Annotated in this window: 25 protein-coding genes; 23 read left to right on the top strand and 2 right to left on the bottom strand. The window is 53.0% G+C overall.

Going from position 1 to position 23,075, the window contains the following annotated elements; all coding sequences use genetic code 11:
• Positions 1-10: 10 nt before the first annotated feature.
• From BQ7114_RS07880 to BQ7114_RS07765, 23 genes are all read left to right on the top strand, one after another.
• Positions 11-1,024 (top strand): LacI family DNA-binding transcriptional regulator, encoded by a 1,014-nt coding sequence (locus tag BQ7114_RS07880; RefSeq protein WP_072344121.1) that lies wholly within the window; start codon positions 11-13, stop codon positions 1,022-1,024.
• Positions 1,025-1,429: 405 nt separating this feature from the next.
• Positions 1,430-2,224 (top strand): tyrosine-type recombinase/integrase, encoded by a 795-nt coding sequence (locus BQ7114_RS07875; protein WP_195906740.1) that lies wholly within the window; start codon positions 1,430-1,432, stop codon positions 2,222-2,224.
• A 77-nt stretch (positions 2,225-2,301) separates the two neighbouring features.
• Positions 2,302-3,102 (top strand): ParA family protein, encoded by an 801-nt coding sequence (locus tag BQ7114_RS07870; protein WP_230206009.1) that lies wholly within the window; start codon positions 2,302-2,304, stop codon positions 3,100-3,102.
• A complete protein-coding gene (locus tag BQ7114_RS07865; protein WP_072344115.1) occupies positions 3,099-3,407 on the top strand; it encodes a hypothetical protein in 309 nt (102 codons plus the stop codon). Before BQ7114_RS07870 ends, BQ7114_RS07865 begins: the two co-directional genes overlap by 4 nt.
• Before the next feature lie 352 nt (positions 3,408-3,759).
• A complete protein-coding gene (locus BQ7114_RS07860) occupies positions 3,760-4,833 on the top strand; it encodes a hypothetical protein (protein WP_072344112.1) in 1,074 nt (357 codons plus the stop codon).
• A 148-nt stretch (positions 4,834-4,981) separates the two neighbouring features.
• On the top strand, positions 4,982-7,645 hold the full coding sequence (locus tag BQ7114_RS07855; protein ID WP_072344109.1) for a VaFE repeat-containing surface-anchored protein: 2,664 nt from the start codon (positions 4,982-4,984) through the stop codon (positions 7,643-7,645).
• A 131-nt stretch (positions 7,646-7,776) separates the two neighbouring features.
• Positions 7,777-9,213: a hypothetical protein gene (locus BQ7114_RS08890; protein WP_143236835.1), complete on the top strand. Its 1,437-nt coding sequence runs from the start codon at positions 7,777-7,779 to the stop codon at positions 9,211-9,213.
• An 82-nt stretch (positions 9,214-9,295) separates the two neighbouring features.
• The gene (locus BQ7114_RS07845) at positions 9,296-9,664 is read left to right on the top strand and encodes a glutaredoxin family protein (protein ID WP_072344106.1); all 369 of its coding nucleotides are present in this window, start codon (positions 9,296-9,298) and stop codon (positions 9,662-9,664) included.
• Positions 9,661-10,599 (top strand): C40 family peptidase, encoded by a 939-nt coding sequence (locus BQ7114_RS09095; RefSeq protein ID WP_143236834.1) that lies wholly within the window; start codon positions 9,661-9,663, stop codon positions 10,597-10,599. Before BQ7114_RS07845 ends, BQ7114_RS09095 begins: the two co-directional genes overlap by 4 nt.
• Before the next feature lie 44 nt (positions 10,600-10,643).
• Entirely contained in the window at positions 10,644-11,018 is a 375-nt protein-coding gene (locus BQ7114_RS07835; RefSeq protein ID WP_072344102.1) for a single-stranded DNA-binding protein, read from the top strand.
• 13 nt (positions 11,019-11,031) lie between these two features.
• The gene (locus BQ7114_RS09075; protein ID WP_268258628.1) at positions 11,032-11,166 is read left to right on the top strand and encodes a hypothetical protein; all 135 of its coding nucleotides are present in this window, start codon (positions 11,032-11,034) and stop codon (positions 11,164-11,166) included.
• Position 11,167: 1 nt separating this feature from the next.
• Positions 11,168-12,322, top strand: a complete 1,155-nt coding sequence (locus BQ7114_RS07830) for an ArdC family protein (protein WP_072344098.1) — start codon at positions 11,168-11,170, stop codon at positions 12,320-12,322.
• A gap of 189 nt (positions 12,323-12,511) precedes the next feature.
• Positions 12,512-12,766 (top strand): hypothetical protein, encoded by a 255-nt coding sequence (locus tag BQ7114_RS07825; protein ID WP_143236833.1) that lies wholly within the window; start codon positions 12,512-12,514, stop codon positions 12,764-12,766.
• Positions 12,766-13,014 carry a ribbon-helix-helix domain-containing protein gene (locus BQ7114_RS07820; RefSeq protein ID WP_072344092.1) on the top strand — a complete coding sequence of 83 codons (249 nt, stop codon included), beginning with the start codon at positions 12,766-12,768 and terminating at the stop codon, positions 13,012-13,014. Before BQ7114_RS07825 ends, BQ7114_RS07820 begins: the two co-directional genes overlap by 1 nt.
• Positions 13,015-14,048: 1,034 nt before the next feature.
• On the top strand, positions 14,049-14,471 hold the full coding sequence (locus BQ7114_RS08955) for an antitoxin VbhA family protein (RefSeq protein WP_230206008.1): 423 nt from the start codon (positions 14,049-14,051) through the stop codon (positions 14,469-14,471).
• The gene (locus tag BQ7114_RS07800) at positions 14,468-14,671 is read left to right on the top strand and encodes an antitoxin VbhA family protein (protein WP_070664752.1); all 204 of its coding nucleotides are present in this window, start codon (positions 14,468-14,470) and stop codon (positions 14,669-14,671) included. Before BQ7114_RS08955 ends, BQ7114_RS07800 begins: the two co-directional genes overlap by 4 nt.
• Positions 14,668-15,489: a Fic/DOC family protein gene (locus BQ7114_RS07795; protein ID WP_072344084.1), complete on the top strand. Its 822-nt coding sequence runs from the start codon at positions 14,668-14,670 to the stop codon at positions 15,487-15,489. The genes BQ7114_RS07800 and BQ7114_RS07795 overlap by 4 nt, the downstream gene beginning before the upstream one ends.
• A complete protein-coding gene (locus BQ7114_RS07790; protein ID WP_072344081.1) occupies positions 15,489-16,043 on the top strand; it encodes a recombinase family protein in 555 nt (184 codons plus the stop codon). The genes BQ7114_RS07795 and BQ7114_RS07790 overlap by 1 nt, the downstream gene beginning before the upstream one ends.
• A gap of 679 nt (positions 16,044-16,722) precedes the next feature.
• Positions 16,723-17,211, top strand: coding sequence for a hypothetical protein (locus tag BQ7114_RS07785; protein ID WP_072344078.1), 489 nt, complete (start codon positions 16,723-16,725; stop codon positions 17,209-17,211).
• Positions 17,212-17,363: 152 nt separating this feature from the next.
• Positions 17,364-17,828 carry a hypothetical protein gene (locus tag BQ7114_RS07780; protein ID WP_072344075.1) on the top strand — a complete coding sequence of 155 codons (465 nt, stop codon included), beginning with the start codon at positions 17,364-17,366 and terminating at the stop codon, positions 17,826-17,828.
• 173 nt (positions 17,829-18,001) lie between these two features.
• Positions 18,002-18,772, top strand: a complete 771-nt coding sequence (locus BQ7114_RS07775; RefSeq protein ID WP_072344072.1) for a hypothetical protein — start codon at positions 18,002-18,004, stop codon at positions 18,770-18,772.
• A gap of 66 nt (positions 18,773-18,838) precedes the next feature.
• The gene (locus BQ7114_RS07770) at positions 18,839-19,252 is read left to right on the top strand and encodes a helix-turn-helix domain-containing protein (RefSeq protein ID WP_072344069.1); all 414 of its coding nucleotides are present in this window, start codon (positions 18,839-18,841) and stop codon (positions 19,250-19,252) included.
• A 449-nt stretch (positions 19,253-19,701) separates the two neighbouring features.
• Positions 19,702-20,628 carry a DNA adenine methylase gene (locus tag BQ7114_RS07765; RefSeq protein WP_083431797.1) on the top strand — a complete coding sequence of 309 codons (927 nt, stop codon included), beginning with the start codon at positions 19,702-19,704 and terminating at the stop codon, positions 20,626-20,628.
• A gap of 20 nt (positions 20,629-20,648) precedes the next feature.
• Here BQ7114_RS07765 and BQ7114_RS07760 read toward each other — a convergent pair whose 3' ends face one another.
• Positions 20,649-22,340 carry a hypothetical protein gene (locus BQ7114_RS07760; protein ID WP_072344066.1) on the bottom strand — a complete coding sequence of 564 codons (1,692 nt, stop codon included), beginning with the start codon at positions 22,338-22,340 and terminating at the stop codon, positions 20,649-20,651.
• Between the two features lie 360 nt (positions 22,341-22,700).
• Positions 22,701-22,961 carry a hypothetical protein gene (locus tag BQ7114_RS07755; protein WP_072344063.1) on the bottom strand — a complete coding sequence of 87 codons (261 nt, stop codon included), beginning with the start codon at positions 22,959-22,961 and terminating at the stop codon, positions 22,701-22,703.
• Positions 22,962-23,075 lie beyond the last annotated feature (114 nt).

Below are 23,075 nucleotides of genomic sequence, written 5' to 3'. Positions count from 1 at the left end.
GAGGGACGAGATGGCATCACCTAAGAAAAACAACAGTCAAAAAGTTGCGCGCCCCACAATGAAAGACGTTGCGGCACTTGCGGGTGTGGGAATCAAAACCGTCTCACGCGTAGTCAATGGCGAACCGCATGTCAGCGAAGAAACCATCGCCACTGTTGAGCAAGCGATCGCTCAACTTAATTTCCGACGCAACGAAGCGGCAGCAAACCTAAGGCAGGGACAATCATCGATGGTGGGGCTGGTCGTAGAGAATCTCTCGGAGCCTATTCAGGCTTCCATAGCAAGTGCAGTAGAACGAGTTGCGCTCGAAGAAGATTATCTTTTGGTTACAGCTTCATCATCCGATAATCCGGATCGGGAGCGGAAAGCCATTCAAGCTTTGATTTCGAGAAGAGTGGATGGCCTGATCATTATTCCTTCACCGGTAGACCATGGGTATTTGCAGTTTGAAATTGATGCGGGAATGGCAGTGGTCTTCGTAGACAGATCTCCGCTCGGTTTACTTACGGACGTGGTTTTGTCCGATAATCGCGCCGGCGCATTTGATGCGACTCAGCATTTAATCAAGAGGGGCCACAGGAGAATTGCCTACATCGGCGATTCCGTAGACATGTACGCCAGCAACGAACGCGTGCAAGGCTACAGAGATGCTTTGGCTTCTGAAGGCATAGCATTTGACGATCGTTTAGTACATTTAGGGCATCCCAGCACAGAACGGGCAGAGGCTGCGCTCCAGACCTGTATAGCCCTAGACGAACCTGCCACTGCATTAATCACAGGAAACAGCCTTAACACTATTTCCACGCTTCACGCCCCGACGTACGTAACTGCGAAATTGGACCATGTCGCATTTGACGATCTCGAGCTAGCAGACTTACTAAGTAATCCTTTATCAGTAGTTGCGCAAGATCCAACCCTGATTGGAACCATTGCAGCACAACGTTTATTCGCTCGGATTAAAGGCACAGAAACAGGTGAGCCCCAAACAACATACCTGCCTACGCGTTTGATTATCCGATCGTAGCCGATGCCAAGTAGGGTCGCGACGCTAAAAGGGTTCCCGCCAACACGCGAAAGAAACCGCCCACTGCAGTAATCATTCTCGTGGCATGAGAAAACCCCCGCTTTCGCGGGGGCCAACTCAGAGCCGCCTGTGGGAATCGAACCCACGACCTATTCATTACAAGTTGGACGCAAGAACCCACTCATTCTCGGCATAGTATCTGTACTAACCCTGCCCTTCACTTTTCTTTTTGCCCGTATTGCCAGCAACTATGGCAATGCCGGCATTGCCGGCAATGATGGCACTGCCAGCAATGCCCGGAACTGCAGCGATTGGGCACGCTTGCCAACGTTAATGGCCGAAACTTTAGTCATGCTCAAAACTGTTATTCCCTTCGAACAACTAGCACGACTATGGACTGTAGAAATGTCTGCACGTTCTCTATCGCCCAGGACGATTGATGAACGATTGCGAGTTGTAGACCAATTCACTCGACAAACGGGAGTGAACGCGCAAGTCGCCAATTTCGAGGACATTACTTTGTGGCTTGCCGCGTTGCCATCTGCGATCACGCGCCACACGTACTACGTGCATCTGCGAGCCTTCTACCAATGGCTAGTGATTAGCGATCACCGCGAGGACAATCCCATGTCTCGCGTAGCATCCCCCAAGCGCCCCAAGTACCAACCGCGCCCCATCACGGATGAGCAGCTCCGAACGGTGCTCGCGTCGCCTCTACGTCCTGCCACGCGCACCCGCATCATGTTAGCTGCCTTTGCCGGGCTGCGAGTCCACGAGATAGCAAAGATACGCGGACAAGACTTCGATCACTCAACCGGAATGATAACCGTGGTTGGAAAAGGCGATAAAACTGCCACGCTACCGGTGCACCCCATCATCTTGCATGAGGCTGAACAATACCCTCTACGTGGCTGGTGGTTCCCCTCCCCTACGTGCCCTAACACGCATGTCGAACGGAGGGCAGTTGGCTCAAGCATTTCTAATGCCTTCGCGCGAGTGGGAATCACAATGACTTCCCACCAGCTACGCCACTATTTCGCCACGGCACTACTCGAAGCAGGAGTAGACGCGCGCGTAGTTCAAACCCTTATGCGTCACGAAAACTTACAAACAACCGCGTTATACATGAACGTTTCAGTACGCCTACAACGCCAAGCTCTAGACCTACTACCAAACGTGTTCAACAACTATTTGTTCTAACTGCCAGCAACGCCAGCATTGCCAGCAATGACGGCAATGATGGCAACTAATAGACCTCTACACCCAAGGAGACAATGATGCTCACCATCTCGCTTTGTAATCAAAAAGGTGGGGTAGGTAAATCCACTACCACCTATCACCTAGCCCGCGCCGTCGTTCTTGAGGGCATGCGCGTGCTAGTTGTAGACCTCGATCCGCAAGGCAACATCACCAGTAGTCTCGCAAGCCACCCAGTAGACGAGGACGCTACGGGGTTGGCCGACGTGCTTTCAAACCGCACCAAGCTACCCATAAGCGAAGTCACCGTGCCTGGCCTATGGGACGGGGTAGACCTAGTGCCCACCACAGGTGAGGCGCTACCAGTAGTAAGAGACGAGCTAGTAGTAGCAGGAGCCGGGCGTGAAAGCAGGCTACGCGCCGCCCTGAACGAAGTCGCACACGACTACGACTTGTGTCTTATCGACTGCCCACCATCACTCGATCAACTCACAATCAATGGCCTAACCGCCACTGATATTGCCCTTATCGTCACGCACTCCAAGCTGTGGAGCGCTAACGGACTAGCCCGACTACTTGGCTCCATCGACCAGATTCGCACCTACTACAACCCCGAACTCACAATCGGGGGAATCATTATTAACCAACACGAAGCCCGAACCACCAGTGGCGGGCACTGGATGAGTGAGCTAACCCACGAAGTAGAACAACGCGGCCTGACAATCTTCAACCCGCCCATCCCCAAGCGAGTAGCAATTGCAGACAGTGTGGAAGCCAGTAAGCCACTAGAACAATGGCCCACACAAGAAGCAGCAGAACTCGCCGACATCTACAGCCAATACCTACACGCAATCCAAAACCACCAAGCAGGCAAACAATGAGTCGAATCAGTAACAAACAGCTCTTAGCCTCATACAACCAGGCAAGCCTTGAAGACAAAGAAATCTACCTTAAGTTGCTTTACAACGACACGGTAAGAATAGCTAACTTCCTCCAATACTGGATCGAACCAGAACGCATCGCGGCAGGGGACTACACGTGGCGAGAACAAGTCAAACAAGTGCTAGACACTAAAGACTTTGAGCAAATACTCCAGCTCGAAACCCGCCTATCAGAAACGGCTCAAGCCATAAACCGACTACGCAAACACATGCGAAAACTCGCAGAAAGACAAACCAATGACTAAGCCACAACCCAGACGCAGCGCCCTAGCTGGACAAAGCGTAATCGGACAACCCATGGCAGGGCTGCAAGCAGACAAGCCCACACCAAGCCCACAGCAAGTCCGCAAGCAAAAGATCACTGTGCGCGTAAATGAAAAAGTAGCAGACGAAGCACGCGGACTATTCCTAGCCGACCTCGCCAACGATGGACCAACCACATGGAGCAAATGGGTAGAACAAGCCCTAATCGCCTACAACAAGCAAGTCCGAACAAGGCTACAAACACCAGTCCAACCACGCGGAGCCGGCACCCTACCAGTCGGACCACGCGGACCAATCAACTAGACTCGACACCAGCAAGTAAAGGAAAACACCATGAGCACGAACCAGTCCAACACTCCACCAGAAGAAACAACCGAGGTCGCGATGAGTGAGCCAGCCACTATGGTTAAACCGGCTTGGTATAAGCGGCCGCCCATTATTGCCACTATCGCAGTAGCACTAATCGCCGTGCTAGTAGCGGTCGGGTTGGCATGGAAAACCCAGGCCGATACTAAGAACGCGCGCGAGCAATACCAAACAGCCCAAGCGAGCTACCAGCAAACCCTAACCGAACTAGACCAGACCAAGACGCAGGCGGATGCGCTACTTGAACTCGCAGCGCAGCGCGCAAAAGACACCGACACTAAGACCCTTGCCGAAGCGGTAGAAGAAGCAGACAACCTGGCAAGCGTTGAGGTGCAGGATGCCTCCACGTTAGGGCGCGAAAAAGCCAAGGAAGCCACAAACGCGGTTAAAGCCGCGCAAGAGCAGGCGCAAAACGTGCTCGATAAGCTCACCGCTTCATTCAAAGACGTGCGCGAGGAAGTCGCAGCCAAAGCCGCAACTGAGTTTGACCAGGCAGTAAAGAACCTTAACGAGGCAATCGAGCAGGCGGGTAAAGCTAACCGTGAAGGCGTAGAAAAAGAAGCGACCGACAAGCTTGATGCTGCGCTGAAAGAAGCTAAAGCTATCGACCAAGCCAAGCCAGAAACGCTAGAGGCCGTGGCCGACATTGAGGCCGCGTTTACTCGCGCTGACGAGGCGAGTAAGAGTGCTAAAGCCTTGAACGAAGCAACCAAGGCTGTAAATGGCGCAGCGAAAGCCAAAGCACAGGCTGAGCAGGCGCAAAGCTCAGGCGGCTACGAACAAACCTACGACGGCAACTACGGCGGCAATGACTACAGTGGCGGCGGCTACAGCGACTGGAACGCAGGTAGTAATAGCGGCAGTGGCAGCTCTGGCGGTGGTGATGTGTGTGGTGGTGGGCAATACTGCTACAACTCCGATCACCCCGAATGGATACAAGATAACCAGGATGGAAGTTGGCACCACCAACTACCTCAAGATGGAAACGGCGATTGGATCGGCGATATTCAAGGCGAAGTCTGTGTAGGCGACTGCGACTGATTTGCCGAGTTAATCGCTAAGTATTCAGATGGCCCGTGGACATAGTGTCTGCGGGCCATCTTTGTGCGCGCACACTCTACGTAATAGGTGAAGGGCTTTCGAGCCTTTTAATGATCGATCATTAAACCTATTTGAAAGTGGAGTAGTAATGAGTATTCCTATAACCACGCAAGCTCCAGGCGCGCCTCGCGCCAATAAGGGAGGACTGGCTTACCGGCTGGCTCTGGCCTTTACAGCGCTTGCGCTTGTCTTTGCGGGCTCTCTAAGTGCCCTACCTGCTCAAGCGGCAGGCTCTTGGGTGCGAGGTGTGCCTATTGGAGGAAGTGTTGGATGGCTTGGCACCTGGATTCCTTACCAAGGCCAGCCCGTGCCTGGTCTTTGTATCCAGGCCGACGCGGTGAACCCCTCAGCAGCGGTTGCGGCCACTCCTGGAGAACTGACCAGCCAGCCTAGTCTTAACCGTCCGAGCGATCTGAGCGTGGATGTTGCTCAGATGGCTTACATCATGAAGAAATGGACTCCGAAGTCCTTGGAGCATTCCGATACTGACGTGGACGCGGCAGCTACAGGCTTCCTTGCACACGTGAACTTTGAAAACTCACAGTTCGGCGCAGCAGCTTCTCAGCAGAACGTGAACGAGCTACTACAGCTAGCACCCGCGAACGTGCAAAACCGCGCCCGCCAGATGGTCGCGGAAGCCAAGGCTGCCGGTGTAGTCGGTTGGGAAGCAGGGGAAGCAACCACTGATAATGGCATGTACGGCACCCTCGACGGAATACGTCTAGTTAATGGCAATGGCGTTGCAGCACCGGGCTATCCGTTCACGGTAACCCTAAACGGTCCTGCAGCGTTTGATGCAACTGGCACCAATACTTATAACGGTACTACCGCATCTACCCCCATTACCGGTATTAAGTGGCATTCAACTGGCAACGGCAAGGTTAGTGCAAGCGTAAAGTTCAAAAACATTGTTTCGCCCGTTCTTGGCCATTCTTCGCCTGGCGGTGGTAACCAGGACGTGATTTACGATATTGGGAAGCTCACGGCTAAGACGGTTGAGTCTCCGACGTGGGATGTTATCTTCGATTTCCGCCCACAAGGCGTATCGAATGTGGATACCGCTAAGGTCATCGACAGTGGCGCTGAACTAACTGACACGTTCACTCCAAACGCTGACCCGAACTACGGGGACGGCAAATGGCTCAACATTGACGGCACTGACGTGCCCGTGAACTACCGTGCAAGCGTCTACTACGTATCCGCACTAGCACCGGCAGAACAGAGCGATACCGTGCCAGAAGGCGCAGAGCTAATCAAGTCCGTCACCGTCAAGGCAGAAGGGCCTGAAACGGTGATTACCGCTAACGCGGGCACGGCTCCCAAGGACGGCTTCTACACGTGGGTGTGGGAAGTAAAGGCTGATGACCAAGACGCTGATTGGTCTAAGTACATTAAGGCCGACTTTGTTGATGGTTACGGTCTAGCCGAGGAAACCACGTCGGTAAGGCACCCCGCCCAGATTGATTCTCAGCTGAGTGTGCGTGACACCAAGGCTGGTACTTACCTGGTAGATGACGTGTTTGTAACCGGCATGCCCAAGGATCACCCTAACTTTGAAGGCGCGGCCGGCTTTAAGGCAGACGAGAAAGAAATCTCTCACGAGGTGCTGTTCTTCCCCGCTGGACTTGAAGTAACGGAGGCGAACCGTGACAAGGCTGAAAAGATCGGTGAAACCGTCACCATTCCAGCCAAGAACGGCTTCTACCCCAGCATTGGTGATACTTCCTGGATCGCTAAGACTGGTGCGGACGGCAAGCTAGTAGCTGGCACCTACGTATTCATCTCTACCTTCGCTGGTGATGACCGCGTAGCCCCGCTAGCCACTTCTGTAGAGGACGTGACCGAGCAGTTCACTATCGCAGGTGAGCCTGGTATTCACACCACGCTCATGTACGAAAACAAGCGCGGCCCGGTCCCTGGATACGGCACACGCACCCTTACCGACGTGGTTACCTACACCAACCTTGAACCCGGTAAGGAATACGAAGTAGTTGGCACGCTCATGGATAAAGAAACCGGCAAGCCCATGCTTGACGGCGGGGGTAAGGAAATCACTTCGACCACGAAGTTCACACCTGAAACCGCTAACGGCAGTGTCGAAGTCGCCTTCGAGGTAGACGCGGCGCTGTTTGCTGGTAAGACCACGGTTGCCTTCGAGGAACTATTCCACGAGGGCAAGTCCATCACCATCCACGCTGACATTACCGATGAGAACCAGACAATCACGTTTGAGCCTGGCCCGAAGCTAAAGACCACTTTCACCGGAGAAAACGGTGAAAAGACGCTCAAGCCTGGCAAGGACACCAAGCTGATTGACAAGGTATGTGACGCGAACGAAAAACTCGTTCCCGGCACCGAGTACACCCTCAAGCTCAAGATTCACAACAAGACCACCGGCAAGATGGTCAAGGTAGGCGGTAAGGAATACGAAGCAACCGCTAAGTTCACGCCACAAACCCCGCAAGACTGCGGGAAGGTAGTAGCCAACCTGGACACTACCGGCATGGCAAACACTGAACTAGTTGCCTTCGAATACGTCTACGACGTTGATGGAGAGCTAGTAGGCACCCACGAGGATGCAGGTGACAAGGATCAGACCATTAAGCTCGCAGCCGCTGACAACTCTGGCGGCGGCGCAGCTAAGGGACTGGCCAAGACCGGTGTGAACACCGCAGTGCTAGGAGGCGCAGCACTAGCGCTACTAACCGCAGGTGGCGCAGCCGCCCTTGCAACTAAGCGACGCGAGAACTAACCCCGCGCCCTCTATTAACAGTTAAGGCCCACGCCGCAAGGTGTGGGCCTTAACTGTGCGCGCACGCTCTACGTAATAGGTGAAGTCCTAAACACGGACTGAAACAACACCGGTTACGAACAGGAAAAACAGTGTCTAGACTCAAAACACTCATAAAAACTACGGCAATGACCTTCACGGCCGCCGCCGTGCTAGCTACAAGCGCAGGACTTGCAGCTAACGCCGAACCGCCCATGTTAAAAGGTGATCCGCTGGAAGAAGTTGGGCAAGGCTACCACCTACAAATCGATAACGATCTTGTATGGTTTGGGGGATTGAAAAACCCTGACGGGCATGATCCCCTCATCTGGTCCACCATCTTCACCAATAAAATCCCCTACAACTCGCAAGGCTACTTTCTTAACACAACCAACGTTGATAACCACCAAGACCCAAAGCTCAGTGTGACTGGCACACAGATGGGGTGGATTCTAGCCACCTACGAATCTGTTAATCCCGCCGAGTCTCGCGCCGCCATATCACTACTTAACCGGCTCAACTTTGACGCTTCGGCATATGCGCTTGACCCTAGCCACGACCCGAACTCAGAATTGCTTCGGCCCGCGCGCGAGCGTGCCGCCAAGGCCACAGCGGCCATGCAGCAAGAACACCCAGACGTGGTGGAACTGGCCAAAAAATACGCTAACCAAGCAGTAAACGCATCGCCCGAAAAGTTCGGCACGCCAACCGTCCAAGGCGCAGGCACGTCCGAGGGAACGATCAACCTGCGCTATATCAACGCCCTAGGCAAGGCCAGCCAAGGGCTTAAAGCCACGGCCACCCTAGATGGCCCGGCCGTATTCAAAGACAGTGGCACTAAAACATGGCAAGGCGAAAGCACAAGCGAAGGCTTCCAAATACCTTGGCAAGCTACCGGAGCTGGAACCGTCGAAGCCGAAATTGAAATCATGACAGGCTATTACTCTCTCATTATCCAAATCGATGCTAACGGGCTGACCTCGGTGCGCACAGGCCCGGGCAAGGCTGCAGATGAGGCTATCCAGCGCCAGAAAATAGAGTTCGACACCACCGAGCCGGAGCCCACACCACCCGAAACCGAGCCAACCACGGAAGCAACTACCGAAGCTACAACCGAGGCAACTACGGAAGCAACGACAGAAGCCACAACTGAGGCGACAACAGAAGCGACTACGGAAGCAACGACCGAGGCGACAACAGAAGCGACTACGGAAGCAACGACCCAGGCAACAACCGAAGCTACTACTAAGGCCACAACGGAAGCCACGACCCAGCAGACTACTAAGTCCACAACCGAGGCAACTACTGAGGCGACCAGCGAGGCTACGACCGAGGCGAGCCCAGCGACAGAACCAACGCACCCGACAGAGTCGGAAACCACGACGGCAAGCCCGTCCACAACACCCACTACGACCAGTGGCACTACGAATAACGCTACGTCCCAGCCACTTGCCCAGACAGGTGCAAACACGGCAATGCTAGGCGGCGCAGCAGCGCTACTAGCCGCAGGAGGCACCATCGCCCTTGCAACTAAGCGACGCGAGAACTAACCCTCACGTCCTCTATTAACAGTCAAGGCCCACGCCAGAAGGTGTGGGCCTTAACTGTGCGCGCACACCCCACGTAGTAGGTATGAGCGAAAACATTACTATTTACACCACCCCGCACTGTCCAGGTTGCGCGCTAACACAACGCAAGCTGGACAAGGCAGGAATCACCTATAACGCTATCGACTTGAGCAAGCGGCCCGACCTGGTAGAGCAGTTCAAAAATGAAGGCCTACTATCAGCCCCAATCATAGAGACCCAAAAGGGCCGCTCATCCGGGTTTAACCCTGAACGCATCCGCGAAATCATCGCCCTAGCAGACCCTTACACCAAACCAAACCAGACGGGGCCAACCAACAATACTGACAATGCCAGCAATGCCAGCAATGCCAGCCACACCAGGAACCCCAATCATTCTGCAAGCGCGCAGCAAAGCCAAGGGCGCAGGCTGTGAAAAAATCACTAATCGCCTTCCTCGCAGGCCCTCTAATGCTCTTGCCCCTCATGATGGCTGGAGGCGACGCTGAAGGAGCAGGAGCGGGCCTGGAGGGAGTGCCCCCTGAATACATACAAGCCGTGATGGAAGCGGGCAGTATCTGCACCGAAATCACGCCCAGCCTCATCGCCGGACAAATCGAGGCTGAATCCGGGTGGGACGCGACCGCTGTTAGCCCAGCAGGCGCGCAAGGTATCGCCCAGTTCATGCCTGGCACGTGGGCCTCTAACGGGATAGACGCAAACGGGGACGGCGTGGCCGACCCGTTCGACCCCATCGACGCTATCGCTAGTCAAGGCCAGTTCATGTGCGGGCTAGTAGAGACCGTGAAAGCCTACGTGGCTAGCGGGCAAGCCGTTGGCAACGTGGTTGATCTTGCCCTGGCCGCATACAACGCAGGCCCTGGAGCAGTACAACAACACCGGGGCATACCCCCATACTCTGAAACGCAAGACTACGTAGCCAAAATTAAACAACTGGCCGGAAAATACACTCAAGGCAGTGTCTCAGCCTCGTCAGTAGTGGCTGGTGCTCAAAAATATCTTGGCACTCCCTACGTGTGGGGAGGCACCAGCGCGGCCGGACTGGACTGTTCGGGCCTAGTCGTGCGCGTCTACGCCGACCTTGGCCAACCCCTCAACGTGCGCACCGCCCACGACATCATTACCAAAGCAGGCACGCCCATAGACGAATCAGCCCTACAGCCAGGCGACCTGATCGGCTTCGCCACTCCGGGTAGCGGGCACTACCACCACATCGGTATTTACGCCGGTAAAGACGCAGGTGGGAACCGGCTCATGATCCACGCCCCTAACGTGGGCGGGCACGTCGAACAAGTACCCCTCGACACCGCTTATTGGCTTGGCATGCAATGGCAAGCCGTCCGCATCTAACCCGAGAAACAACAAACCAACCACTGAATTTAAGGAGTGAAACCGTGAGCTACATAGTACGAGCTGGAAACCTAGCAGGCCCCGTCAAACTCACCATGAACGATGACGGAACCTACCAAGGCCGCGCCACCGTGATCGTGAACGACCGGGCAAAAGACCTAGAAAGCGGCAAATGGGAGGACGCGGCCACAACCGCCTACTACCTAAGAGTCCAAGGCCAGGCCGCCGTGAAACTAAAAGACTTCCAAGACTTAAACGGTAACGCCGCCATCATCTTCACCGGCACCTACCGCGCCCGCGACTACACCAGTCAAGACGGGCAAGAGCGAGTAGCCCACGACGTGTGGGTAGACCACATCGGAGCAGACATTGCCCGCCAAGAACTACACATCATCACCCAAAACGACAAAAACAACTAACCAGGAGAATCAAATGGAAAACCAATACACCACGTTAGAGCTAGTAGAAACCCTCATCGAGCAGGTCGAAGCCCAGCAAGACCAGATCGAACAACTCACGGGGCGAGTCCAAGCCCTAGAAGCTAAAACCGGCCAGGTAGGCAACTAACATGGCTAGTCGAAGCAAAGAAAAAGCCAAAGAAGAACGCGAAGCGAAACTCGCGAAAGCTCACGAAGAAATAGCCGCCGCCGCATCCCGGTTCAAAGACACGCAAACATGGAAAGACATGCTGTACTACATGGCGCAAATGCCCCAGTATTCATTCCGCAACTTGGTGTGGCTCAACAACCAGGCACGCAAGCGCGGAAGCATGGAATCCTCGTTTGCTTCCTACACGGCTTGGAAAAAGCTAGGTAGACAAGTCCAAAAAGGAGAAAAAAGCTACCAAGTTCTAGCCCCCGTCACCTACAAGCTACCCTTCCTAAAAGGTCAGGACCGGCCAATAGATAAAGACGAGCTAGATAAATACGACAAGAAAGACATTATCTGGAAACGCGCCGTCACAGGATTTACCGTCCGCCCCACGTTTGGCTACCACCAAACCCAAGGCGAGCCAATCAAGGGAAAAGACCTGCCCCAAGTAACCGGGCAGCGCTCCGAAGAACTGTGGCAGCGCGCTAAACAGATCGTGGCAGACCTTGGATACAAGTACGAAGAAACCACGCGCAAAGCTCTTGGAGGCGCATACGGGGTAACAATACGGCCAATGATCGAGGGGCAAGGCGAGAAAACCATCGCAGTAGCCGCCGACGCTCCCGAGGGTCACCAATTCAAAACCCTCATCCACGAGATCAGTCACGCCCGCCTACACATGGACCATGCAGACCAAGCCGAGTCCATGCACCGGGGAATCAAAGAAGTAGAAGCCGAATCATGCGCCTACCTAGTCAGTAAATACTTCGGCCTAGACACGGCCGACTACTCCACCGGATACATCGCCGGATGGGCAAACGCGGACGAAGAAACCATCCTCGCCACCGGGGAGCGAGTAATCCAAAACTCTAACTGGATCATCGACCAGCTCAACCCACAAACACCCAGCGAAGAAGCAGTAGAAACGTTGCAACGCACCCAAACCCGGCAACAACAACAAGAACAATCCCAAGTCGAAGAATCGGGAGAAACAACACCCGCGCGCGCAAAACCACCACTACCCGGCATCGGGGAAGTGCCACAGCTCAAGAAGCTAGACCATCCAACCCAGCACCCCACCACCACCAGGCGCGCACCAAACCAAACCGCAGGCCTGGCCCTACGCAGATAGGAACCAGCTTGAACGCCGGTCATTTTTACCTGTTTTCAGACTTAGGAATTAACCCCTAGACCCCTATGGGGCGCGTATATTATCAATACAGTTATTGTACATTTTTAACCGTAGATTCTGGCTACCTCTAGCGCGGTATTATTTCGGGTATTATAATGGGTAATATCATGGGTATTATTAGGGGGTGTGGTGGTAGTTCATCCGAACGCTCTTAAGCACGGTTTGACCACGGAGCAGGTGCAGTCAGCTTGGGAGAATTATCTGGTTGGAGCGGTGCGTGTTCCTGGAGAGATGGAAGTGCGTATCGGTTTAACTCCCGAGGGTAGAGAGGTTGAACTCATTGGCTCATTACTTGCTGATGGCAACTGGCTTATCTTCCACGCAATGACCCCACCTACTAAGAAAGTCCGCACCGAGATCGATAAGGCGTTAAGGAGAAGATGATGAGTGAATACAAGCTAGCTAACGGCACCACGATCACTGACGCAGACATTGATCAACTATGCGCCGAGTTTGAATCAGAGTCATGGACAGGCCACTTAGAACGTATCCACCACGGCCCGGCAGCTATTAGCGACGAGCAACTAATCACCGTCGCGGTGAAGTTTCCTAAGTCGATGGTCAAAGCCATAGACAACCAGACGAAGAACCGATCTGACTTCATCCGCAAAGCCGTAGCCGCATCCCTCTAGGGGGGGGAGGGATCTCTTCCCCGCGCGTGCGGGGATGACCCCCTTAATCTCAACCGGCGACTAAGTATTCCTCGCTCTGTCCCGCGCGTGCGCGGCATGGGCTGGACTGGAACGCCCTTGATCTCTTAGAGAGGCCCAAATGGATTGGACATTCTGGCTTGCAGTAGGCCTAACCATTGTGTTGAGCATTGTTCTGTCTCGTTTTTCAGTGCAAAGAAGCATCAGAAGAAACCACCGAAATGCTAGTTCCAAAGAAGAACGCCAATACCTAGAGAAGATTGACCAAGACATAGATAAAGGCAAAGCAGCCTACCACGGATTCGTGCCCTGGTAACACTGATCTATACACATTCCCACTAGGCGCCTTGCAAGGAAGCCCTCCCACTCAGAGACTCCTTGCAAGGCGCAATTTGCCGAAACATCTGACTTGGTTCAAGACGTACCTGGGACACGCTTGGCGGTTTGGTTTGGTTTGGTTAGCGGCTTCGGCCGTGTCTGTTTTGCTTGACCTGTTGTGGCCTACTCGAAATACTCGATCATTGGCGATCACCACAACCGCATGGTGCACAACTACATTGGCAAACTCGACACCTACAGTCACAGCAGTTATCCACTAGCGTTCTTTTCTTACATAGCAGGCGGGTTCGCTAATCAAATAGATAAGCAAATACTGGCAGAAGTAAACGAGTCGGGAATCAACTGCTCTGGTATTACCGTCACTAACTTCATAAAAATGATCGAACGGCAAACCGCTTCCCCTAACACTTATACGCACTCGAATCTAAGACAGCTTTTCAGTCTCAATCGACAAATCTGATTAACCGACCTCAGCCTAGACGTGGCCTAGTCCAACAACGCGGCGCGTGCATTATCGACCGATAACGCACGCCTGAACTACCAAAACTAGAAACCGCTTAAAACCAAGCAAACAAAACGTGCAAAACTAGCGCCCAAAACCCAACCCGTGCAGAACCGTCACCCATTGAGTAATGCACGCATCTACGGTAGAATTCGAATAGCACGTGGGAGGCATTATGAGTGAAATGAAGCAGGCTTTCGATCCTATGGTCTACGATGCCCTCTTGGAACTGACTACCCGTATCGGTGGTCAATATGTCGAGTGGGAGCGTCAAGCTACGGCTTTGGAAGAACAAGAACGTTGGAAACAAGCCGGAATTGCGTTGCGCGCCCAGGTTCGTGCTATCGACCCCGATGATGTTGTGGCAATTGAGACTAAGCGCTTAGAACTTCGTAAACTTTTCCAATCTCTTGATGAGCAGCAACGCCTCGGCGTGCGCAATACGCTTGCGGCATTGTGGCATGAAGGATTCGAGCTGACCAGAGAAGATGTCGAAAACCTTACCAACTACGCTGCGGGTATTATTGACGCTAACGAATACAGGGCTAGAGCACACGCAACGGTAGGCGTGTACCACGGAAGTGAGGAAACATTATGAGCGTGCCAACACAACCGCGATTAGTAACTCAGGCCGCAGTACGCGAGGCCATGTCGTTTGCAGATGCTGCGCTTGCTTTAGCTGGCCACACTGTTACTGACGCCTACATTAGAGATTTGCTCGAGCAGTGTTTATCTGGACAAATCAGCGACACTGAATACCTCGCCCAAGTCATCCAACACATCCGCCGCACACAGTGATCGAACAACGTTACTACTCTTGGAACGACTATTACATTCCAGGAACGACCACGCTGAGAAATAAATTCGTGACGGCAGCCCACCCCTATGGGGAGCCTGACGCTCAAATACTACGAGTAGCAGAAGAAGCCGCTACCGCGCTTCGCGCGGGTGAACTGCGTTTACACCCCATCCCCGGCAGTTTTGATTACCAGCACATGAAAGCCATTCATTACCACCTTTTTCAAGACGTGTACGAATGGGCAGGACAAGAACGAACCGCGCCAGATACGTTCATGGCGAAAGGTCATGCCGACGTGGTGGACTACCCTCCTGGAGACGCTAACGCCCCGTGGCGCACCTACTACTATTATCCCGCAGGACCCGCACTCACCGAAGCGGCAGAACACCAATTCTCTTACATTAGAGATAATGACTATTTTCGCGGCCTAGCCTCCGACGAGTTTATATCGGCGTTGGCTGAGTCATGGGGCGAAATCAACACTATTCACCCCTTCCGTGAAGGCAACACTCGCACCCAGTTCATTTTCTACAGTCAGCTTTGCGCTCACGCCGGATACAAACTCAACGAAGATTTACTCACCCCCGGCAAGGCACTGCTTGAGGACTTTGTAGCAGCCCGGTTCTACAGCCAAGCCACAGGAAGCAACACGCGATTGGCAAAAGTATTGAGCAAGGCCATCACTCCACTACGGCCACCACTACCTGGCATTGGAGAGGTGCCTCAGATAAAGAAGCTGGACCATCCAACCCAGCACGTCGCGCCTAAACCGCGTCAAAGCAAGGGCATGAAGCACGGTTATGGACGGGGGATGTAGTGAGTCTTGTTGGATATGCGCGTGTGTCTACTCTTGAGCAGAATCTGGACGGACAGATAGACGCTCTCACCCAGGCAGGGTGTAGCCGCATCTTTACTGACCACGCCTCGGGCGCTAAGACCATGCGGCCACAGCTAGACAAGGCAATGGACTACTTGCGCGAAGGCGACACGCTTGTAGTGTGGAAACTCGACCGCTTAGGCCGCTCACTACCCCACCTTGTAGAAGTTATTGAGGACCTGGACAAGCGCGGCATTGAGTTTCGCTCCCTTACCGAATCGATCGACACCACCACACCAGGTGGACGCTTAGTGTTCCACATGGCTGCAGCCTTTGCTCAGTTCGAGCGCGATCTGATTAAAGAGCGCACACGAGCGGGCCTTGCCGCCGCCCGCTCCCAAGGACGGCTTGGAGGACGGCCCACACTCATGACACCTGAACGATTAAAGACCGCTAGAGCCATGCAAGAAAGTGGCTCTAATAATGCTGAAATCGCCCGAGTTCTAGGCGTTAGTCGCTCAACCGTCTCAAGAGCTTTGAACCCTCATAAATAGTGAAGGCCCTCACGTGGAGGGCCTTCACTCATCCCCGCAAGCGCAGGGAATAAATAAGCGGACAAAACCCTTAGATTGAAAAAATCGGGTCATCCCCGCAAGCGCGGGGAAGCGGTCCGCTACCTCAAAAGATAGTACCAATAGCGCGCGGTTGTCAATACCCCACCCACGACGGATCAGACCAACTTTTGCCGCGCATAGCGCGGCCGGGTTCACGCGGTGCGTGTGGCGGCCTGGCGTGTGGAAAACCGACACTTCTTGGGGTGTCGATTGTTTACCACAAGCCATGCCGACTGGCTTGCACCCAAGTGTGGACGGACAGGCCGCCCACAAATGTGCACAACCCCTATCGACCACGCGGGCGTGGCCTCATTTGTTCTAAGCCACCCGTGGTGGAAACAAGGAGCGCGCAAGCGCGCACTCTAGTTATCTAAGGGTTTTTTCCTGCTGGCTTTCGAGTCTACGTCGCGCGGCCTGCCCGTCAAACGCTTCGCGTTCAAGCGGGCGCGGGCTTTCACGGCATAAACCACTTCGTTATTTATTCCATGACCCACGCCCACTTGCCAAAGGTGACGGGCAGACCTTGATCGCGACTTTATTGACTCCTTGCCAGCAGGCAAAAAGAAAGTCACAACCGGCACACAGGGAGCAAGTCCCAGCCGAAGAAAGGAAACTGAAAATGTCTACTCGCTCATTTGTTGGAATCGTTGAAGAAAACGCTATCCGCTTCATCTACGTACACTTTGACGGATACCTAACCGGCGTGGGGCAAGCACTCAAGTTCGGATTCCCCACTATCGAGGACATTAAGCCAATCATTGACTTGGGCGACCGCGAACAGCTCACCCTGTCGACCTATGCAGGAGACGGGAAAGCCTTCGCCGAACACGGCGAACCAGTTGAACGCAACGTAGCCGCGATCTACCCAATCGAAAACGGTGACAAAGATAAGGCGATCAAGCAGGTTATTGAACTAGCAGACCGCGCGGGCGCAGAGTTCCTATACCTACTCGACAACAACACGTGGCGCGTGTGGCACACGTTCATGCAGTGGAAAGGCCAGGAGGACACGATTCCAGAAACCTGCAAGGCCGACTTTGCATGGCAAATAGCGCGACTAGCACAGGCCAACCGAACCAACGTCAAGCAAGCTCAGCCAGCGGCATAACCCTAACCGTGGTGGCCGCCAACAAGGTGGCCACCACCCCACCAAAACTAATAGAAAACCGCGAAAACACTTGACATGTCCGGTTTACCGGACATAGAATATAAGAGTAAGGCACACAGGGAGCAAGTCCCAGCCGAAGAAAGGAAAACATCATGAGCATCCAAGACTTCGTAATTTACGATCCCCAAAGGCAGACACGAGCGTATGTGCGGCCATATGTGGGCAGGCTACGTGATTACATAGCCGAGAATGAGAGCGAAACCATCGCAGACTTTTTCAACCCTAAGCGCGGTATTATCCTCACTAATCGTCCGCATGAGGTGCTCACAATCATGCAGGACGCTTACCAGACGATTACAAGCCAAGACAGTAATCACGATGAGCTAATCAAGACAGACCGGGAATACAAAGAGGCTTTTACAGCTTTTGCTACCGTCTATCACGAATTGAGGTGTAGCGCGATAGAGGACTATGCCATCGAAATTGCTTTCGGCTTCGATCACGATGTGGTGTTATGGATTTCAGACGTAGTAGACACAATCCACGGTGAAGATAAAGCGTATAAATTATTCCACGCACCGCTTCCTTACTGCTACGCGCTTGGCTGGCAGTCATGAACTCAATCCAGGCTTAACAGCCTGCTAGTGGCCACTCGAAAGGGTGGCCACTACCCCACCAAATTAAAAGAAACCCCCGAAAACACCTGACATGTCCGGTTTACCGGACATAGAATGTAAGAGCAAGGCACACAGGGAGCAAGTCCCAGCCAAGAGGATATTAGGAGATTCTTATGCAGGTACAAAAACTTAACTCAAAGAAGATTGTGGCCGGTCAAAAAATGTGGCAGGTCATTGATGGCGGCAGGACATGCTACAGGGCCACGCTAGAGCGCGATTTTGTCTCTAAGGGGTGGAAGCTCACGATGAGCGCTATCGATAGCGGCGAGGCAGTGTTGCACGCTCACGCGCAGCAAGCCCCGAGCGACGCGGCGGCAGCCCTGGTGCTTGAGCGGCGCGCGCGTGACCTCAAGGATGGTGAGACTGGCTTGCTAGGCGTAGCGTTTGACGAGTATGCGGCTTACGCGGCAGACGCGCGCGATGCGATGGTGAAAAACCCGAAGCGTTTTATTATCACAACTTCCGCCTTCGGCCCTTGGGCGGGCACTATCGCAGACTTGCTAGCTGATGAGGCTTCCTATCAGCGAGTATTTGATTATCTATCTGGCTCTGAGCTACTAGACACGGACCGTATGAGAAGCGATGCCGATTACCCGTCACTGGTTGATCTGTGTCAGGCAATGACATGGCAAGCCTTGCTTGTAGCGTGTGACGGCGACACGGTTTACGTTAGTGAGCTTGAGGGGGACGTGATCGAAACGCTTGATACTCTACAGGCCACGATCGAAGTCTATGACGGCACGGAGCGCGAGGTAGCGCTTGACTATCAAAGCCAGATGGTCACTAGCCTGGTAGATGACACGAGCGATATCGCGCTGGTTGCGGCCGTTACCTGGTTGGACCAGGAACACATCTTAGAGTGCATACGACGCACTCGCGCTTGACGCGCGGTTGAGGGGCAAGCACTTGGCTTGCCCCTCAACCTTGGTTACACAAGAAAGAGGATAGTAATGGATGGGACGGACTTTTATTACAAGCGGCGAGGGCTAGGCGTTAGCCAAGAAGAACTAGCCGGACTGCTTAACGTTGCTGAACGCACTGTGCGGCGGTGGGAGAAAAACGAAATGCCCATACCTGATGGAGCGGCTGGCGACCTTGATGACCTGCACGCCGCCTTTGGCGAGCGCGTGCTTAGTAGCGTTGATAGCTTGATTGACCAAATGGAACAGATCGAAGCCGACGCGGCAGCAGATGAGGTTGATCGAGTAGTTGAGATAGCTTCATTCAAAACGCCGCAATCACACGAGCTGGCTCACCCTGGCGAATCTTGGGAGTACCACAAGGCGCTCATCTCTACGATAGGCACCATTCTTGCCGGTGAAGGCTATCGAGTTCGATTCAACACGGTCGCGGAAGAAGATTAGGCATAACCTCGTCGCGCGAGTGATTGTCGCTTGAAATTTTGCCGCGCATAGCGCGGCCGGGTTCACGCGGTGCGTGTGGCGGCCTGGCGTGTGGAAAACCGACACTTCTTGGGGTGTCGATTGTTTACCACAAGCCATGCCGACTGGCTTGCGCCCAAGTGTGGACGGACAGGCCGCCCACAAATGTGCACAACCTCTATCCACCACGCCAAGAGTGGCACTCCGCGAAGCATCATGGCCAATAACCAGCAGCCTAGTGCTAATCATTGCGCTACTTTTCACCGCCACCCACATTTACGACAGGGAAGAACTTGCCTAAAAGAAAAATGCGGGTGACGAAATAGATCCGATTCAAAAATAGGAACAGCATCGAAATTACGGGCGCACATGAATGTGGATGCAAAAGGCGACCATTTTCTCGTTTATTATTGGGGGTATAAGGAGGGCGCATGGGGTTAGATACGGTGGCCGTGGGCGTAGAGGCCCCACTTTCTACCGAGCCTCTGCGTATTGTGGCAAGGCACGGGCACTCAGTGTTTGCACCATTGCGTTACCCTGGGGGGAAGGCGAAACTCGCTGGATTTTTCGCCGACATCCTCGCTCATAACCGACATATTAGCCGATATGTTGAGCCTTACGCCGGTGGTGCGGGCGCTGGCCTAGCTCTCCTGTTGACAGGACGGATTGGCCATCTACATATAAACGATCTTGACCCGGCCGTATATTCGTTTTGGCGCCTGCTAGTAACGGACCCACAACGGCTTGTTGACTTTATTGATTCTGTCCCTCTAACCATGCAAGAGTGGCATTGTCAGCGAGCGATTTATAAGGCTGGCTCCTCAGCTTCTGCTGAACTAGGTTTAGCATTTTTTTACCTAAATAGGACAAATCGGTCAGGAATATTAAACGCGGGCGTGATTGGAGGGAAGACTCAAACAGGCAATTACAAGATGGATGCCCGATTCAACCGGGATTCTCTTGTGAGACGCGTGGAAGCGTTAATTCCCCATTTAGGAAAGATAACTGTCACAAATGAAGACGGCCGTAGCGTGATCAACGACTATGGAAATGACAATCAGACCCTATTGTATGTTGACCCACCTTACGTTCAGGCTGGGAAACGCTTGTATTTAAATGCGTTTGAAGATTATGACCACAAAGGGCTAGCAGCCACAATTCATGGTCATCCTGATGGGAACTGGATATTGACGTACGACGATCACCCATTGGTACACGAATTGTACGAGGTGGATTATTGCATCCCCTTGTCCATCAATTATTCCGCGCAGAAGAAAACAAAAGCAAAAGAGATCCTGGTCGCATCAGCGAACCTGGCACCGATAGTAAAGGAGATTGGCCGCAATAGTGTAACTTAGCTGCCAAGTCTCACCAACTACTATCCCCTCTTGTATACAGCGTATTGTTGACACAAAAGCGCAAAGAGCACGGCATCATTAAATGCGCTTTTCAACGTATCTTCAGATAGATTGCGGTAAGAACCATGAGAAGCTGTGTTGCCAACTATTGTTGCGGACCTGACGAAGTTGCAATTTGTGATGGTCGACTTGGCTGAATGAAACCCTCCGAGCTTTGGAAACTGCTCAGATAGGTACCTTATAAACTCAGTATCGCAGAGCCTGTCTGTAACCTGCTGAACATCGTTTTGGAGTCGTGAACGACCCTGTTGTTCCAGCTGGAATTCTTCAATGTTGGACGCTCTCAGACCGGCCATAGTAAGTTCGAATATTGGTCTAAGTGCTGGGGCTAGGACATAGAGCTTTGTCTGTCTGCTAGAAGAGCCCCGCTGTGGAAGGCCCCCGTGTTCAAGGATCCCGAGGACTAGGGCATTGGCGTCCATAAAATTATTGCTATCGTCGATTCGCAGGTCTAGATGTGCGAATTTATTTCCAACATGGTTGGTGTCGTCGCGTTTGGCGCTCTTCAGGCTTCGTTTTAATTGCTGTTGCAAGTCTGCATCGGCATCTTCGGGAGTAACGTTGTGGAGCTCTTCATGGTCCGCTATGTCACTATGTTTGTCATCTGGTTGTTGCATGGGCGTCTGCCGTTGCGGGACTTCAGTAAGCGACGACACGTTAGAGCTGGGAACAGGATCGGGATGATGTGTTGTCGGTTCATTGATGACCGCGTTTGACTCACCCATGTGAGCCTTGCCAGTTCCAATAGGCTTATCGCCATATTCGAGATAATGCAAAACAGTCTCTAGGGCTTTTCTATCTCCGCTTAACGCTGGGTGTCGCGTGTTTAGCTTCGGCTCTGCATCTGTCATCAGCGTTGCTAATCGCAGGAGCGCTTTCAGATTATTATCAGTCAGCGTATTAGCTATATCTGCTGTTGTTCCCTCTGGGGATAGAAGCCCGCTTGGAGCGAACTCTATTCCAACTATGGCACGTATTTCATCTACCTTTAAGGCGTATTCGAGCGGGGATGGTTTAATCGTTTTTAATCGTTTAATCGATTCGTCATCCAAACGTCGCGCTAGCTCTTCAACTAGATGAGAAAACGATGCGGTTTGTAACAGGCGCTTGAGGCGCGATCCTATGTTATATCGCTCTTTGAGTTGTGCGATCGTAGTACCCGCCTCAATTTGTGCGTAATAAAACTGTGCTTGCTGTTCAGTGCTCCATTGCTTTTTCGATATTTTTGTATGAAGACGGGCGATATGTGGCTGGAGTTCTTCCTCAGAATCAGCGACCATCACTCGGATTTGCGGTGGAATACTCGCGTACCTGTCCTGATATTTGTTTTTGAGGCGCTTATACCGGTGGGATTTGTCTGGCCCATATTTTTCAATCAGCGTCGGATCATTCAACAGTTTAAGTGCTGTAACCCGCCGGTTGCCTTCAACAACTTTGAATCTAGATACATCAGCTACCACAAGGGGGAACTCATTATCCAGATAACCGTATTTAAGAATTTCTTCTGCTAGTTCGAGTATCTTCTCATTCTCCAACATATACAGCACGGCTTGATGCTCGTCGGTTACGCGTATCGGCAGACGATAATTACGTAGGTCAAGTTCTAGTTCCTCTAGAGCTACTAATTTCACAGGCAAGGGCCGCGGATGCATTATTCTCCTAACGTTGGACTAAGTCTAAGCAAAACCTGTACCTATTACGCGCAATATCGCCAGACTCTGCCGCGCTCAACACGAACTTCACATGTTTCGAATATAGCCATAACGACACCTACGGATATGCGACTTTGCTCAATCACACGATGAATACTTGTTTATCGCGTGAAGGCGATTCGGACTCACGCCCGTAGTACGAGGCCAGACTCACTTCAGAGACTTGGTAGCAAAGCTGGTTTACATCTATCCACTCTTAGATGATGCTACCTGTCACTTGTTCTACCGCGAGAAGATGTGCAGCCCGAGACTTCGCGCATAAGGCAGCTAACCCGCTGGGAGGGGTTAGCCGCCTTATGTTCAGCCCAAGTCCGGAGAGGGCGCGCGGTGAGCTTGGGTATCGATCTTCTTCACCTTGGGTAGCTTCACCACGTCGAAGAAACCTGCCGCGTTCAGTTCACGCTTTGTCCAGCCCGCGCCAGTCGCCGCCTTATAAGCGTCCTTGTATGAAGATACGCCCGTTTCAAGCTGGACCATCGCCGCGCCGAGTTCACGCACTGCGCGCTCCCTATTCTCATCTTGGTTCAACAGTTTGGCCACTGGATCGAATTGGTTCGACATTAGATGTGTTCCTTTCACTTCACAAAAAGCCAAGGGTTAATGGCTTCGTAAGCCACGTAGGTTGTGCGCGCACAAACGCGCACAACCACCAGACCAAACCGAACCAACAACGCA

Source organism: Actinomyces urinae (assembly GCF_900119695.1).
In the GTDB taxonomy this organism is placed as follows: Bacteria; Actinomycetota; Actinomycetes; order Actinomycetales; family Actinomycetaceae; genus Gleimia; species Gleimia urinae.
The sequence above is the reverse complement of the archived record's forward strand: the minus strand, read 5'-3'. Positions and strand labels throughout refer to the sequence as shown.